The organism is Peribacillus sp. SIMBA_075 (assembly GCF_046534585.1).
Window position 1 is genome coordinate 1 of record NZ_JAWRYN010001406.1, and the last position, 243, is coordinate 243.

The following is a 243-nucleotide window of genomic DNA, read 5'->3' on the forward strand; positions in this document are numbered from 1 at the left end:
TACCAGAAGTATCTGAACTTGACATTATGCGCCACTATACAGCACTTTCAAACCGTAACCACGGTGTAGATTCTGGATTCTATCCACTTGGATCTTGTACGATGAAATATAATCCGAAAATTAATGAGAATGTAGCTCGTTTCGCAGGATTTGCAAATATTCATCCATTACAAGATGAAAAGACAGTACAAGGTGCAATGGAATTAATGTACGACTTACAAGAGCACTTAATTGAGATTACAG

General features: G+C 37.0%; 1 pseudogene. It reads left to right on the forward strand.

The features are described 5' to 3' along the window. Window positions 1-243, forward strand: a pseudogene (locus SB775_RS32970) (aminomethyl-transferring glycine dehydrogenase subunit GcvPB); the annotation flags it as partial.